Below are 14,134 nucleotides of genomic sequence, written 5' to 3'. Positions count from 1 at the left end.
GGCCACTGACATGCTCATGGTCTTAGGGAGGTAAAACAAATGAAAAAAGGCATCGCAGCCCTACTGGCCGCCACAACGATGGTCGCATCATCCGTGGCACTTGCTGATGAAAATGCTGAACTGATCGTCAATGGCGAGATTGAAATGGTCACCCGCACCGCCGCCCCGGCCCATCTGGCCGAGGATCTGGACGAGGTGATTTCGGGCTGGGTCTTCCGGTCTGACCAGACGCAGGAAATGCAGATGGACGATTTCGACAATCCCGGCATGCTGGGCGTCGAAAACGGGATCGAAATCTGGAACACCGTGGATGGCAGCAAAGGCAAATCCTGCGCCGACTGTCATGGTGAGCCTGAAAAGATGGCCGGTGTAAAAGCGGTCTATCCGAAATGGAACGACAAGGCCGAAAAGGTCTTTACCCTGCAGATGGCCGTGAACAACTGTCGCGAAAATGCGATGGGGGCAGAGCCCTGGAAAACCGACGCGTCGGAAGCCATTGATATCGAAGCCCTGATGGCGTCGGTGTCGCGTGGCATGCCGGTCAACGTGGCCATTGATGGCCCGGGCCAGGCGACCTGGGAAATGGGCAAAGACCTCTATTACACCCGCACGGGTCAGCTGGATCTTTCCTGCGCCAACTGCCACGAGCAGAATTACGGCAACATGATCCGCGCCGACCACCTGTCGCAGGGGCATATCAATGGCTTCCCGACCTATCGTCTGAAAAATGCCAAGCTGAACGGGGTGCATTCGCGCTTTAAGGGCTGTGTGCGCGACACCCGCGCCGAGACCTTCAAGCCGGGCTCGGACGAGTTCATCGCGCTGGAAATGTATGTCGCCTCGCGCGGCAATGGCCTGTCAGTCGAAGGACCGTCTGTCCGCAACTAAACCTTGTCCCGTCCGGGCCAGCGCTCGGGCGGGATTTCTTTACGCAAATACATTCGGGGTTTTGCATATAACGCCCCCAACCACAGCTAGGAAACCGCACATGATCTCTCGTCGCGACTTTCTCCAGGTCTCCATGGCCGCATCTGCGCTCTATGGCGCATCCGGGTTTGGCAATTGGGCCAAACTGGCTGCCCAACAGGCGCTCACCCAGGACGATCTGCTGAAATTCGACACGTTCGGCAATGTGTCGCTGATCCACATCACCGACATTCATGCCCAGCTGAAACCGATCTATTTCCGCGAGCCGGAGATCAATCTGGGCGTGGGGCCCGCCAAGGGGAAGATGCCGCATATCACCGGCGCGGCGTATCGCGAGTTTTATGGCATCAAGGATGGTTCGCCGTCGGCTTATGCCCTGACATACAACGACTTTTCGGCGCTTGCGCGCGAATATGGCCAGGTCGGCGGCATGGACCGTGTCGCCACCGTGGTGAACGCCATTCGCGCCGACCGCCCTGATGCGCTGCTCTTGGACGGCGGCGACACCTGGCACGGGTCTTACACCTGTCATCACACGCAGGGCCAAGATGTGGTCAACGTGATGAACGCGCTGAACCCCGACGCAATGACCTTCCACTGGGAGTTCACCCTGGGCTCGGACCGCGTGAATGAGATCGTTGAAAACCTGCCCTTCGCCGCCCTTGGCCAGAACATTTTCGACGCCGAATGGGACGAACCGGCTGAGCTCTTTAAACCCTACAAGTTCTTTGAACGCGGCGGGGTCAAGGTGGCCGTGATCGGTCAGGCTTTCCCCTATATGCCCATCGCCAACCCGCGCTGGATGTTCCCGGAATACTCGTTTGGGATCCGGGATGAGAACATGCAGGCGATGGTCGACGAGGTACGCGCAGCTGGGGCCGAACTGGTTGTGGTCCTGTCGCATAACGGGTTTGACGTGGACAAGAAAATGGCGGGCCGGGTCAAAGGCATCGACGTGATCTTGTCGGGCCACACCCATGACGCGCTGCCCGAACCGGTGCAGGTGGAGCAGACTTTCATCATCGCCTCGGGGTCGAACGGCAAATTCGTCAGCCGCGTGGATCTGGACGTGCGCGACGGCAAGATGATGGGCCTCCGCCACAAGTTGATCCCGATCTTTTCCGACGTGATCACGCCAGATGCCACCATCACCAAGCTGATCGAAGAACAGCGCGCGCCCTATGAGGCCGAGCTGAACGAGGTGATCGGCACCACCGACTCGCTTCTGTATCGTCGTGGCAATTTCAACGGATCCTGGGATGACCTGATCTGTGACGCGCTGATCAACGAACGCGAAGCCGACATTGCCATGTCGCCCGGCGTGCGTTGGGGGCCGAGCATTCTGCCGGGCCAGGAGATCACCCGCGAAGACATCTGGAACGTGACCTCGATGTCTTATGGCGAAGCGTACCGCACGGAAATGACCGGCGAGTTCATTCACACGATCCTCGAAGACGTGGCCGACAACCTGTTCAACCCCGACCCCTATTACCAGCAGGGCGGGGACATGGTGCGGATCGGTGGCATGGGCTATCGCATCGACATCACCAAACCGCAGGGCGAGCGGATCACCGAGATGACGATGCTGAAAACGGGCGACCCGATCGACCCCGCGAAAACCTATGTCGTGGCCGGCTGGGCGTCGGTCAATGAAGGCACCGAGGGGCCGCAGATCTGGGACGTGGTGGAAAGCCACATCAAGAAACAAGGCACGATCAAACTGGATCCGAACAACTCGGTCAAAGTGGTCGGCGTCTGAACACATTCGGCCCGGATGCCCCCCGGTTTCGGGGCGGTGGCCGGGCCATTTTTTCAAGCCTATTCATGCAAATAGGCGAATATGGATATGTAATAGGAGAGATGCCAAATGAGTGACAGCTCTACGAAAACCGGGGCGACGCGCCGCGCGTTCCTGAAGGGGGCCGCGGCCACCGGGGCCGCCTTGGGGGCCGCAGGGGCCGCCCGTGCCGAGGGGGATCCGTTGATCACCGAGGTTCAGGACTGGGCGTCGGGTCTGGGCGAGGGGGTGGATGCCACCCCGTACGGGATGCCGATCAAGTATGAAGACCACGTGGTGCGCCGCAATGTCGAATGGCTGACGGCAGACACGATTTCCTCGATCAACTTCACGCCGATCCACGCGCTGGATGGCACGATCACCCCGCAGGGCTGTGCGTTTGAACGCCACCATTCGGGCGCGATTGCCCTGAAAAAAGAAGACTATCGCCTGATGATCAACGGGCTGGTCGATACGCCGCTGGTCTTCACCTATGAGGATCTGGAACGCTTCCCGCGTGTCACGCAAACCTTCTTTCTGGAATGCGCCGCCAACACCGGCATGGAATGGGCGGGTGCGCAACTCAATGGCTCGCAATACACCCACGGCATGATCCACAATATGGAATATACCGGCGTCACCCTGCGCACGCTTCTGGAAGAGGCGGGCATGGGCGCGGCGGGCGACATTAAGGACAAATGGGTTTACGTCGAAGGCGCAGATGCGTCGTCGAACGGCCGGTCCATCCCGCTGGAAAAGGCGCTGGATGACTGTATGGTCGCCTTCAAGGCCAATGGCGAAGCCCTGCGGATGGAGCATGGTTACCCGGTCCGTCTGGTGGTGCCCGGCTGGGAAGGCAATATGTGGGTCAAATGGCTGCGCCGGATCGAAATCATGGACAAGCCGGTGGAAAGCCGCGAGGAAACCTCAAAATACACTGACACGCTGGCCGATGGCACCTCGCGCAAATGGACCTGGGTGATGGATGCGAAATCCGTGATCACCAGCCCCAGCCCGCAAATGCCGATCAAACACGGCAAAGGCCCGCTGGTCATCACCGGTCTGGCCTGGTCGGGTCGCGGCGCGATCACCGCCGTGGACGTGTCGCTGGATGGCGGCGTGACCTGGCAGGAGGCGCGTCTGGCGGAGCCCGGCAAGCCGATGGCACTCAGCCGCTTTTACCTCGATATCGACTGGCAGGGCGAAGAGATGTTCCTGCAATCGCGCGCAATGGATGAAACCGGTTACGTGCAACCCACCAAGGCGCAGCTGCGCGAGGTGCGCGGCCTCAACTCGATCTATCACAACAACTGCATCCAGACCTGGCATGTGAACGCAAACGGAGAGGCCAACAATGTCGAAGTTTCCTAAACTCCTGCTGGCCACCGCAATCGCGGGCCTGTCCGCCGCACCGGTGACGGCCGAGAAAATGGGTCTGGGTCGTCCGGCGACCGAGGCAGAAATCGCCGCCTGGGATCTGGACGTGTTCCCGGACGGGTCGAACCTGCCCGAAGGGTCGGGGGACGTCTGGACCGGCGAAGAGGTGTTCGCCGACAATTGCGCGGTCTGTCATGGCGACTTTGCCGAAGGCGTGGGCAACTGGCCGAAACTGGCCGGGGGCGCGGATACGCTTGCGGACGAAGACCCGCTGAAAACCGTGGGGTCCTATTGGCCCTATCTGTCGACCACCTTTGACTATGTCCGCCGTTCCATGCCCTTTGGCAGCGCACAGACCATGTCAAATGACGATGTCTATGCGATTGTGGCCTATATCCTTTACTCGAACGATCTGGTGGATGATGATTTCACTCTGTCGAAAGAGACGTTCCTGTCGGTTGACATGCCCAATGCGGACGGCTTCATCGTCGATGACAGGGCCGAAACGGAATATGGCATCTTCACCAACCGCTGCATGGAAGGCTGCAAGCCAGAGGCGGTGACCATCACCAAAAACGTGGTGTTCCCGGGCGATCCGAACGCGGGCGCGGTGTCTGAAGACACGGCCGCGGTTGACCCCGCCCCTGCCGAAGACACGCCCGCCGAAGATGCGCCTGCAGAAGTGGTCGAGGTTGCGGTGACGTTTGACGCCGATCTGGCCGAGAAGGGCGCAAAGGTGTTCAAGAAATGCAAGGCCTGCCACAAGGTGGGCGAGGGGGCCAAGAACGGCACCGGCCCAATTCTAAACGGTATTTGGGGCCGTCAGGCGGCGATGGTGGAGGGGTTCAAATACTCTAAACCCATGAAAGCCCTGGGCGAAACCGGTGCGGTCTGGAACGAAGAAACCCTGTCGGCCTATCTGGCCAATCCGCGCAAATACCTGAAGGGCACCAAGATGAGCTTTGCCGGGTTGAAAAAAGACGCGGATGTCGCGGCAATTCTTGAGTTCCTCAAGGCAAACAGCCAGTAACATCCTGACATGATGACGAAACGCCGCGGGTTTCCTGCGGCGTTTTTTCATGGCCACTGATCCGGGAAATTTTGGGGTCATCGCTTTTCGTGATAAGCTGGTTGCAACGAAAAACCGGCACGGGAGGGCCAATATGAACCGGATCATCCACGCAATTCCCCTTGTATGTCTGAGTGTATGTCTGACTGTATGTCTGATGGCGTTCCCCGCGCAGGCCGCGGAAATGGGCGATGACGGGCTCTATCAACAGCCCTTCTTCACCGACAGTTTCCTTGAGCTGGCGGATGATCTGGCCGAGGCGCAGGACGAGGGCAAAGATCTGTTGGTGATCTTTGAACAAAAAGGCTGCCCCTATTGCCGGGAAATGCATCTGGTGAATTTTGAACGCGAGGAAATCACCGGTCACATGACCGAAAACTTCCTTGTGGTTCAGCTGAACCTGTGGGGCGCGCGCGAGGTGACCGATTTTGACGGTGTTGCGCGCGAGGAACGCGATCTGGCGGCCCATTGGGGGATCAATTTCACCCCCACCAGCGTGATGTTTTCGATGGAAGACGGCGGCCCGAAAGAGGTCTTTCGCATGCCCGGCTATTTCAAACCGTTCCACTTTCTGAAATCGCTCGAATATGTCAGCTCCGACGCCTATAAAACGCAAGTATTTCAACGCTATCTGCAGGATCGGTTCCAGGAGTTGGCGGATCAGGGGCTGTCACCTGACGTCTGGTAAATGCAGCTCTACCCCTATGGGAACATGTTGCAAATATGCTTGATAGTGAATATGTTCAGGATGTAGCGGGCCCAGATCCGCGCCCGGTCAACCTCACCTAACGAAAGTTCATATCATGCGCCTTTTGCTTACCGCCGCTGCGACCAGCCTCTACCTTGCTTATCCCGCCCTTTCGGATGGGCACGGGAAAATGGAACATGCCGGGTCCGTCACCTATGCCTTTGATGGCAGTTTTGATGACGCCACTTTTGCGGTGGAAAGCGCCATTGTCGGCGCGGGGTTGAAGATCGATTACACCAGCCATGTGGGTGAAATGCTGGCGCGCACCGGCAAGGATGTGGGCTCTGATGTCACGCTTTTTGACAATGCCGATATCTTTGTCTTTTGCTCGGCCGTGGTCAGCCGCAAGGTGATGGAAGCGGACCCCACCAATATCGCCTTCTGCCCCTACGGTATCTTTGTCACCGACCGCGACGGTAAGGTTGAAGTGGGATACCGCACCTATCCCGAAGGCCCGATGCAAGAGGTGCAATCGCTGCTCGATGGCATCGTGCAGGACGCAGTGGCCGACTAAACCCCTGTCCTCCATGCAGTGAGGGCATGGAGCAGCGAGTGAAACAAGGAGAAATGCGCAATGGAAACAGAGTTCACACCTTTGGTGTCGGCTTTCGGGGGGCTGTTGATCGGGGTCGCATCGGTGTTTCTGATGTGGATCCGCGGCAATGTGTTTGGTGCGACCGGCATCCTGACCGGGTTCCTGTCCCCCAGCACCTCAACCGATTGGGCGTGGCGGGCGGCGATCCTGGCGGGGATGCTGTCTGGCCCGTTTTTGTATCTGTTCCTGACCGGTGGTTTCCCGACCATCGAAGTGCCGGTGTCGCGCCTGTCGATGATTGTCGGCGGGTTCATCGTCGGGGTCGGCGTGGTGTTCGGATCGGGCTGCACCTCGGGCCACGGGGTGTGCGGCCTTGCGCGGTTTTCGCCAAGGTCCCTGGTCGCCACGGTCAGTTTCATGGCCGGCACAGCCGTCATGGTCTTTATCACCCGTCATCTGGTGGGGGTGTGACATGCAACTTGTTCTGATTTACGTCGCGGGGCTGATCTTTGGTCTGGGCATCTCGATCTCTGGCATGGCCAACCCGGCCAAGGTGCTGAATTTCTTTGATGTGGCAGGCACTTGGGATCCAAGCCTTGCCTTCGTCATGGGCGGTGCGCTGTTGGTCACCGCGCCCGGGTACTGGTTGGTGTTTCGCCGGGGCCGCCCGGTGTTTGAACCCACGTTCAGCCTGCCGGGCACCCGTCTGATTGATCGCAAACTGGTTCTGGGCAGCATGACCTTTGGTCTTGGCTGGGGGCTTGCAGGGTTCTGCCCGGGGGCCTCATTGCCGGTGCTGTCGACCGGACATCCGGACGTGATCATCTTCACCCTCGCCATGGTCGCCGGAGTGTTTTTTGCCCGTTGGCTGATGGCCCACCAGGCCCGCAAACACGATGCCGCCCAAACCGGGCACCCCTCATAGGAAAGGACGCAATATGAGCACCTATCCCGTCAACACGGACATATCGCCGGACGTGAAGGCCTTTTTCGACGACGCCACCAACACGATCTCCTACGTGGTCAAAGACCCCGACAGCACCAGCTGCGCGGTGATCGACAGCGTGATGGATATCGATTACGCCGCCGGGCGTATCACCCATGACAATGCCGACCAAATCATTGATTACATTCAGGACAACGACCTGAACCTGGAATGGCTGATCGAAACCCATGTCCATGCCGATCACCTGTCGGCCGCCCCCTATATCCAGGGCAAGCTGGGCGGCAAAATCGGCATCGGGTCGAAAATCACCGTGGTTCAGGACGTGTTTGGCAAGATCTTCAACGAAGGCACTGAATTTCAGCGTGACGGCAGCCAGTTTGACCAATTGTTCGAAGATGGCGACACCTATATGATTGGCAACCTGCCTGCCTTCGTGATGCACACACCGGGGCACACACCCGCTTGTATGGTGCATGTGGTTGGGGATGCGGCCTTCGTGGGCGACACGCTCTTTATGCCCGATGGCGGTTCCGCGCGGGCCGATTTTCCCGGGGGCGACGCGGGCGAGCTTTACGACTCGATCCAGAAAGTGCTGTCGCTGCCGGACGACACCCGCCTGTTCATGTGCCACGATTACGGCCCCAACGGGCGCGACATCGCGTGGGAAACCAGCGTGGCCGAGGAAAAAGCCCACAATATCCACGTCGGCGGCGGCAAGACGAAAGAGGAATTTGTGGCGTTTCGCACCGAAAGGGACGCCCAGCTTGATATGCCGAAGTTGATCATCCCCTCGCTTCAGGTCAATATGCGCGCGGGAGAAATGCCACCGGCCGATGAAGAGGGACGTACCTTCCTCAAGGTGCCGGTGAACACGCTGTAACAGACAGCGCAAGCGACAGATGAGGACAGGATCATGATGGCCAAAAAACTGAGCGACCGGATCACGGTTGCCCCGCAAATTGCGGTGTCGGATATTCCGGCGATCAAACAGGCGGGGTTTGCCGTTCTGATGTGCAACCGCCCGGATGGTGAGGATCCGGGGCAACCAGACTGGGCCGAGATGAAGGCCGCGGCCGAGGCGGAAGGGTTGGACACCAGCTTTTTGCCGATGACCAACCGCGAAGACGCGATGGCCGTGCTGCCCGAGTTCATTCGCGTGGTGAACGACGCGCCGGGGCCGGTCTTTGCCTATTGCCGCTCTGGCACCCGCTGCGAGATCTTGTGGCAAGCTGCCCAGGCAAACGCCTGATTTAAAAGACTATCCACGCCCCGCCATGGTGCGGGGCGTGCCATCTGACGTCCTTCTCCCAATTTGGACTGAGCCATGATACCCGGTTTCCTGCGCTTCGGCGCGCTCTCTCACTATGTCCCATTGCTGCGGTGGGGACGGGCCTATGATCAGGCCACGTTCGGGGCCGATGCGTTGGCCGCCGTGATCGTCACCCTGATGCTGATCCCGCAATCTCTGGCCTACGCGCTGCTGGCGGGGTTGCCCGCCGAAATGGGGCTTTACGCCTCGATCTTGCCGCTGGTGGCCTATGCGATCTTTGGCACGTCAAAGTCACTGGCGGTGGGGCCGGTTGCGGTGGTCAGCCTGATGACGGCGGCGGCGATTGGCAATCTGGGGCTGTCTGACCCCACAGCCATTGTTCTGGCCGCGATCACCTTGGCGTTCCTGTCCGGTGTCCTCCTGCTGATCATGGGCGTGTTCCGGTTGGGGTTTCTGGCAAATTTTCTCAGCCATCCGGTGATTGCCGGGTTTATCACCGCCTCTGGTCTTCTGATTGCCACCAGCCAGGTGAAACACCTGCTGGGCATCTCGGCCAACGGGCATTCGCTGATCGCGCTTCTGACCTCGATCGTGACCCATCTGGACCAGACCAATTGGATCACGTTCATAATTGGCGCGGGAGCGTTGGCGTTCCTCTTCTGGGTGCGCAAAGGGTTGAAACCTCTGCTTCTTTCCCTGTCCGTCCTGCCCCGGCTTGCGGATATTCTGACCAAGGCCGGGCCGGTGGGGGCGGTTGTCGTGACCACCTGGATCAGCTGGCAATTTAACCTTGCGGGGCAGGGGGTGGCGATTGTCGGCGACGTGCCGCAGGGCCTGCCGCCGCTGACGCTGCCCAGCATGGACATGGGGCTGTGGCGCGATCTTTTTGCCGCCGCGATCCTGATTTCGATCATTGGTTTTGTCGAAAGCGTGTCTGTCGCCCAGACGCTCGCCGCGAAAAAACGCCAACGCATCGACCCCGATCAAGAGCTGATCGGGTTGGGCGCGTCAAACATCGCCGCGTCCTTCAGCGGCGGCTATCCGGTCACCGGGGGGTTTGCGCGCTCGGTGGTGAATTTCGATGCGGGCGCGGAAACGCCCGCGGCGGGGGCCTTCACCGCCATCGGCATTGCCATCGCCGCCCTCTTTTTGACGCCGTTTCTGTATTATTTGCCCAAGGCGACCCTGTCGGCCACAATCATCGTGGCGGTGCTCAGCCTCGTGGATTTTCGCATCCTGAAATCCACCTGGACCTACCATCGCGGTGATTTCACTGCGGTTCTGGCGACCATCCTGCTGACCCTGGGGTTTGGCGTGGAAATCGGGGTCAGCGCCGGGGTCGTCCTGTCGATTGTCTTGTACCTCTACAAAACCTCGCGCCCGCATATCGCCGAGGTCGGGTTGGTCCCCGGCACCCAGCATTTCCGCAATATCGACCGCCACGCGGTCTGGACCCACCCCGCGCTGGTCACCCTGCGGCTGGATGAAAACCTCTATTTCGCCAATGCGCGCTATATCGAGGATTACCTGCTCGAACGGATCCGCCATGGCGAGGTGCGTCATGTGGTGCTGATGTGTTCGGCGGTGAATGAAATTGACCTGTCCGCGCTGGAAACCCTGGAAGAGCTGAACCGGCAATTGGCGGACGCGGGCATCACGCTCAGCCTGTCTGAGGTGAAAGGCCCGGTGATGGACCGCCTGTCGCGCACCCATTTCCTCAACGCGCTCAGTGGGCAGGTCTACCTGACCCAATACGCGGCGATGAAGGCGCTGGGGCCGGTGGCCGGGGACAGGTGATGGCGCCGACGGGTCGGACAGGGGACGCTGCGTCACTTTCGCGCAGAATTGAACGCTTGTGCAATTCCTGATACGGCAGGGCCAACACAGGAATGGAGGCGCACATGCACATCACCGAAAACACCGTGGCCATTGTTTCGGGCGGGGCCTCGGGCCTGGGCGGCGCCGTGGCACAGACCCTGGCCAATGCCGGGGCCAAAGTTGGCATTTTCGACCTGAACGAAGAGACCGGGCAGGCGATGGCCGCCAAGATCGGTGGCGCTTTCGCCAAGGTGGACGTGTCCGATGCCGCGTCCGTGGCAGATGGGTTTAAAACCATCCGCGCGGCCTTGGGCCAGGAACGCATCATGGTCAGCTGTGCGGGCATCGCACCCGCCTCGAAAACCCAATCGAAGGGCGAACCGCATGATCCGGGCCTTTATGCCAAAACCATCGGCGTGAACCTGATCGGCACCTTCAACTGCGCCAGCCAAGCCGCCGCTGGCATGGCCACCGCCGACCCGCTGACCGAGGATGGCGAACGCGGCGTGATCATCAACACCGCCTCCATCGCGGCCTTTGACGGGCAGATCGGGCAATTGGCCTATGCCGCGTCCAAAGGCGGTGTGGTGGGCATGACCCTGCCCATGGCGCGCGACCTGATGCGCGACGGCATCCGGGTGATGACCATCGCACCCGGTATTTTCAAAACGCCCATGGTGGCGGGCCTTCCGCAAGAAGTACAAGACAGCCTCGGCGCCCAGGTGCCGTTCCCGTCGCGCCTTGGCGACCCCGATGAATTTGCGGCGCTCGCCCGTCACATCGTTGAAAACTCGATGCTGAACGGCGAGGTGATCCGTCTGGACGGCGCGGTGCGCATGGCGCCGCGCTAAGACCTGCCGTCAATCTCAGCAGTACGCACCCGGTGGCCCCGCCACTGGGTGTTTTGCGTTCTGGCATGTGACCAGCCGCAGCGGAATTGCCCCGGCTGTTTGCCAAGGCCGAATATGCTAAACCGTAGCCTGTTCGAATCGATACCCCGGCCGTTGCCCAAAGACCTGGCCACAGAACTGCCCACTGGTGAACACGGCCGAATGGAGCTAACACGTTGAAACCAAACCTGGAAAACGCCGCCCGGTTGAGCGTGGCCCCGATGATGGACTGGACAGACCGTCATTGTCGGGTCTTCCATCGCCTGATGAGCCGCGAGACGTTGCTGTATACCGAGATGGTCACCGCACCCGCCTTGGTGCGTGGGGGGGCCGTGCATTTGTTGGAGTTTGACGAAGGCGAACATCCGGTGGCCGTGCAGTTGGGCGGTTCTGACCCGAAAGAGCTTGCCGCCGCCACGCGGCTCTGTGTCGAGCGGGGCTATGACGAAGTGAACCTGAACGTGGGCTGTCCGTCAGACCGGGTACAGTCGGGCACGTTTGGCGCGGTGTTGATGCGCGACGCGCCACTGGTGGCGGATTGCGTGTCGGAAATGAAAGACGCCGCTCAAGATATTGATGTCACAGTGAAATGCCGCATCGGCGTTGATGATCAAGACCCCGAAATTGTGCTGCCGGATTTTCTGGAGACGGTCTCCGCCGCCGGAGTGACACGCTTTACGATCCACGCGCGCAAGGCCTGGCTGCAGGGGCTTAGCCCCAAGGAAAACCGCGATATTCCGCCGCTGGATTATCCGCTGGTGCACCGGATGAAAGCCGCGTTTCCGCATCTGCATCTGTCGATCAACGGCGGCATCGCCAGCCTGGACGAAGCCCAGGGCCATCTTGGCCCTATGGATGGGGTGATGATCGGGCGCGCCGCGTATCACAACCCGGGCGACATTCTGCTGACCGCGGATCGCGACATCTATGGCCTTGAAACGGAACCGAAATCTGGTCATCAGGTGGTCGAGGAAATGTTGCCCTACCTGGAGCGCAACATGGCCGAGGGCGTGCGTTTGAATGCGATGACGCGCCATATGCTCGGCCTGTTTTCCGGTCGCCCCGGCGCGCGCATGTGGCGGCGGGTGCTGTCGGAAGAAGGGCACAAACCCGGCGCCGGGATCGAGGTGGTGCAGAAGGCGCTGTCGCATGTCCCCGAACAGGAACCCGCGTGATGGAGATCGCCACGCTTTTGCCCATGGCCGGCCTGCTGGTGGTGATTGGCGCGATGGCCGGTGTGTTGGCGGGTCTGCTGGGGGTCGGCGGCGGGATCGTTCTGGTGCCAGCCTTCTTTTATGCTTTCTCTTCATTGGGTTACGGGTCGGATCAGCTGATGCAAATCTGTCTTGCAACCTCGCTCGCGACGATCATCGTCACGTCGATCCGCTCGGTCCTGTCGCACCACAAGAAGGGCGCGGTGGAGTGGGATATTTTGAAATCCTGGCTGCCAGGCATCGTGGTCGGGGCCGGGATCGGCGTGCTGGTTGCGGCGGAATTGCGGTCGGTTGTGTTGCAGGCCGTGTTCGGAGTTTTGGCTTTGATCATAGGGGGTTACCTCGCGTTTGGTCGCGCGGATTGGCGCGTGGCGGATGAGATGCCAAACGGGTTGAAACGTGCGATCCTGTCTCCGATCCTTGGTTTCTTGTCGGTGCTGATGGGGATTGGGGGCGGCAGTTTCGGCGTGCCAACCATGACCCTGCATGGCCGCCCGATCCACAACGCGGTGGCCACGGCGGCGGGGTTTGGCGTGATCATCGCCGTGCCGTCGGTGATCGGATTTCTGTTCGTCCCGGTGGCGATCAGCCCGCCCTGGACGGTCGGGGCGGTCAACATACCGGCCTTTCTTCTGATCATCGCGATGACAATGATTACAACGCCTTACGGGGTGAAGCTCGCCCATGCGATGGACCCGAAACCGTTAAAACGCGTGTTCGCGGCATTCCTGATCCTGGTGGCGTTGAACATGTTGCGCAAAGCGTTTGGCCTATGAGGGCGCGGTTCTATGAAAAGGGCTGGCTGCGCTTTCCCTATGAGGAGGCGGTGGCGGGTTGGGCCGCTTCCGCGATCCCCCATGCGCGGGCCGCAACGCAAGATCCCCATCAGCTAAGCCATTGGTTGCGCTGTAGAAAAACATGGTTTGTCGGGGTGAATGCCTTGCCCAATGATGGCGACGGGCAACTGCCCGGTGGCGCGCCGCTGACCGGTGCCTTGCGCGACTTTGTCGAGGCGGAATATGGCTGGCATCCGCTGGATCAGGGGCAGGTGTCGATCACCTATCCGGGCTATCCAAAACAGGACGAGGGCGAAAGTGATGCGGCCCACAGGTTTCGTAAAAACCGTGCTGCCGCCCATATCGATGGGGTGAAGCCAGAGCTGCCGGAGGGGCGGCGTTGCGTGGATGAACAACATGGTTATGTCATTGGAATTCCTTTGAATTCCACATCAAAGGGGGCCAGTCCCCTGGTGCTGTGGGAAGGATCACATCACATCCTGCGCCGGGCTTTTGAAGCCGCATTTGCAGGGGTGCCCCCCGAGGATATGCGGCATCATGATGTGACCGACATCTACCGTGCGGCGCGGGCGGAAGTGTTTGAACGCTGCCCGAAAATTACCGTTCACGCCGAACCGGGCGAGGCCTATCTGCTGCATCGCTTCACGCTGCATGGGGTGGCCCCTTGGGACGACGGGGCAGAGGCCCCGAAAGAGGGGCGGATGGTGGCCTATTTCCGGCCAGACCTGCCCGGTGGTGTCGCGGAGTGGCTGCGCCTGCCATGAGG

At 60.2% G+C, this 14,134-nt stretch carries 15 protein-coding genes; all 15 read left to right on the top strand.

Going from position 1 to position 14,134, the window contains the following annotated elements:
* Positions 1 to 39: 39 nt before the first annotated feature.
* The 15 genes from soxA to ACP15V_RS08695 all read left to right on the top strand — a co-directional run bounded on the left by soxA (position 40) and on the right by ACP15V_RS08695 (position 14,132).
* Positions 40 to 888, top strand: a complete 849-nt coding sequence (soxA, locus tag ACP15V_RS08765; protein WP_424943289.1) for a sulfur oxidation c-type cytochrome SoxA — start codon at positions 40 to 42, stop codon at positions 886 to 888.
* A gap of 100 nt (positions 889 to 988) precedes the next feature.
* Positions 989 to 2,686 carry a thiosulfohydrolase SoxB gene (soxB, locus tag ACP15V_RS08760; RefSeq protein WP_424943288.1) on the top strand — a complete coding sequence of 566 codons (1,698 nt, stop codon included), beginning with the start codon at positions 989 to 991 and terminating at the stop codon, positions 2,684 to 2,686.
* A 108-nt stretch (positions 2,687 to 2,794) separates the two neighbouring features.
* Positions 2,795 to 4,075: a sulfite dehydrogenase gene (gene soxC, locus ACP15V_RS08755; protein ID WP_424943287.1), complete on the top strand. Its 1,281-nt coding sequence runs from the start codon at positions 2,795 to 2,797 to the stop codon at positions 4,073 to 4,075.
* Positions 4,059 to 5,111 carry a c-type cytochrome gene (locus ACP15V_RS08750; protein ID WP_424943286.1) on the top strand — a complete coding sequence of 351 codons (1,053 nt, stop codon included), beginning with the start codon at positions 4,059 to 4,061 and terminating at the stop codon, positions 5,109 to 5,111. The genes soxC and ACP15V_RS08750 overlap by 17 nt, the downstream gene beginning before the upstream one ends.
* Before the next feature lie 196 nt (positions 5,112 to 5,307).
* Complete coding sequence (locus tag ACP15V_RS08745) at positions 5,308 to 5,838, top strand: thioredoxin family protein (protein ID WP_424943285.1); 531 nt, start codon at positions 5,308 to 5,310, stop codon at positions 5,836 to 5,838.
* A 190-nt stretch (positions 5,839 to 6,028) separates the two neighbouring features.
* Positions 6,029 to 6,412 carry a DUF302 domain-containing protein gene (locus tag ACP15V_RS08740; protein ID WP_424943401.1) on the top strand — a complete coding sequence of 128 codons (384 nt, stop codon included), beginning with the start codon at positions 6,029 to 6,031 and terminating at the stop codon, positions 6,410 to 6,412.
* A 60-nt stretch (positions 6,413 to 6,472) separates the two neighbouring features.
* The gene (locus ACP15V_RS08735) at positions 6,473 to 6,904 is read left to right on the top strand and encodes a YeeE/YedE family protein (RefSeq protein WP_424943284.1); all 432 of its coding nucleotides are present in this window, start codon (positions 6,473 to 6,475) and stop codon (positions 6,902 to 6,904) included.
* Position 6,905: 1 nt separating this feature from the next.
* Positions 6,906 to 7,358, top strand: coding sequence for a DUF6691 family protein (locus ACP15V_RS08730; RefSeq protein ID WP_424943283.1), 453 nt, complete (start codon positions 6,906 to 6,908; stop codon positions 7,356 to 7,358).
* Positions 7,359 to 7,371: 13 nt separating this feature from the next.
* Positions 7,372 to 8,259 (top strand): MBL fold metallo-hydrolase, encoded by an 888-nt coding sequence (locus ACP15V_RS08725; RefSeq protein ID WP_424943282.1) that lies wholly within the window; start codon positions 7,372 to 7,374, stop codon positions 8,257 to 8,259.
* 33 nt (positions 8,260 to 8,292) lie between these two features.
* Positions 8,293 to 8,628, top strand: coding sequence for a TIGR01244 family sulfur transferase (locus ACP15V_RS08720; protein WP_424943281.1), 336 nt, complete (start codon positions 8,293 to 8,295; stop codon positions 8,626 to 8,628).
* Between the two features lie 75 nt (positions 8,629 to 8,703).
* The gene (locus ACP15V_RS08715) at positions 8,704 to 10,446 is read left to right on the top strand and encodes a SulP family inorganic anion transporter (protein WP_424943280.1); all 1,743 of its coding nucleotides are present in this window, start codon (positions 8,704 to 8,706) and stop codon (positions 10,444 to 10,446) included.
* A 104-nt stretch (positions 10,447 to 10,550) separates the two neighbouring features.
* A complete protein-coding gene (locus ACP15V_RS08710) occupies positions 10,551 to 11,318 on the top strand; it encodes an SDR family NAD(P)-dependent oxidoreductase (RefSeq protein ID WP_424943279.1) in 768 nt (255 codons plus the stop codon).
* A 215-nt stretch (positions 11,319 to 11,533) separates the two neighbouring features.
* Positions 11,534 to 12,532, top strand: a complete 999-nt coding sequence (dusA, locus tag ACP15V_RS08705; RefSeq protein WP_424943278.1) for a tRNA dihydrouridine(20/20a) synthase DusA — start codon at positions 11,534 to 11,536, stop codon at positions 12,530 to 12,532.
* The gene (locus ACP15V_RS08700; RefSeq protein WP_424943277.1) at positions 12,532 to 13,347 is read left to right on the top strand and encodes a sulfite exporter TauE/SafE family protein; all 816 of its coding nucleotides are present in this window, start codon (positions 12,532 to 12,534) and stop codon (positions 13,345 to 13,347) included. Before dusA ends, ACP15V_RS08700 begins: the two co-directional genes overlap by 1 nt.
* Positions 13,344 to 14,132 (top strand): hypothetical protein, encoded by a 789-nt coding sequence (locus tag ACP15V_RS08695; RefSeq protein ID WP_424943276.1) that lies wholly within the window; start codon positions 13,344 to 13,346, stop codon positions 14,130 to 14,132. Before ACP15V_RS08700 ends, ACP15V_RS08695 begins: the two co-directional genes overlap by 4 nt.
* Positions 14,133 to 14,134 lie beyond the last annotated feature (2 nt).

The sequence above is a fragment of the Aliiroseovarius crassostreae genome (assembly GCF_049803815.1).
GTDB lineage: Bacteria > Pseudomonadota > Alphaproteobacteria > Rhodobacterales > Rhodobacteraceae > Aliiroseovarius > Aliiroseovarius crassostreae_A.
The sequence above is the reverse complement of the archived record's forward strand: the minus strand, read 5'-3'. Positions and strand labels throughout refer to the sequence as shown.

Coding starts and splice junctions, on each gene's coding strand:
- soxA (WP_424943289.1), top strand. CDS start 40: ATGAAAAAAGGCATCGCAGCCCTACTGGCCGCCACAACGATGGTCGCA.
- ACP15V_RS08695 (WP_424943276.1), top strand. CDS start 13,344: ATGAGGGCGCGGTTCTATGAAAAGGGCTGGCTGCGCTTTCCCTATGAG.
- ACP15V_RS08740 (WP_424943401.1), top strand. CDS start 6,029: ATGGAACATGCCGGGTCCGTCACCTATGCCTTTGATGGCAGTTTTGAT.
- ACP15V_RS08750 (WP_424943286.1), top strand. CDS start 4,059: ATGTCGAAGTTTCCTAAACTCCTGCTGGCCACCGCAATCGCGGGCCTG.
- soxB (WP_424943288.1), top strand. CDS start 989: ATGATCTCTCGTCGCGACTTTCTCCAGGTCTCCATGGCCGCATCTGCG.
- soxC (WP_424943287.1), top strand. CDS start 2,795: ATGAGTGACAGCTCTACGAAAACCGGGGCGACGCGCCGCGCGTTCCTG.
- ACP15V_RS08745 (WP_424943285.1), top strand. CDS start 5,308: ATGGCGTTCCCCGCGCAGGCCGCGGAAATGGGCGATGACGGGCTCTAT.
- ACP15V_RS08735 (WP_424943284.1), top strand. CDS start 6,473: ATGGAAACAGAGTTCACACCTTTGGTGTCGGCTTTCGGGGGGCTGTTG.
- ACP15V_RS08710 (WP_424943279.1), top strand. CDS start 10,551: ATGCACATCACCGAAAACACCGTGGCCATTGTTTCGGGCGGGGCCTCG.
- ACP15V_RS08720 (WP_424943281.1), top strand. CDS start 8,293: ATGATGGCCAAAAAACTGAGCGACCGGATCACGGTTGCCCCGCAAATT.
- ACP15V_RS08725 (WP_424943282.1), top strand. CDS start 7,372: ATGAGCACCTATCCCGTCAACACGGACATATCGCCGGACGTGAAGGCC.
- ACP15V_RS08715 (WP_424943280.1), top strand. CDS start 8,704: ATGATACCCGGTTTCCTGCGCTTCGGCGCGCTCTCTCACTATGTCCCA.
- ACP15V_RS08700 (WP_424943277.1), top strand. CDS start 12,532: ATGGAGATCGCCACGCTTTTGCCCATGGCCGGCCTGCTGGTGGTGATT.
- ACP15V_RS08730 (WP_424943283.1), top strand. CDS start 6,906: ATGCAACTTGTTCTGATTTACGTCGCGGGGCTGATCTTTGGTCTGGGC.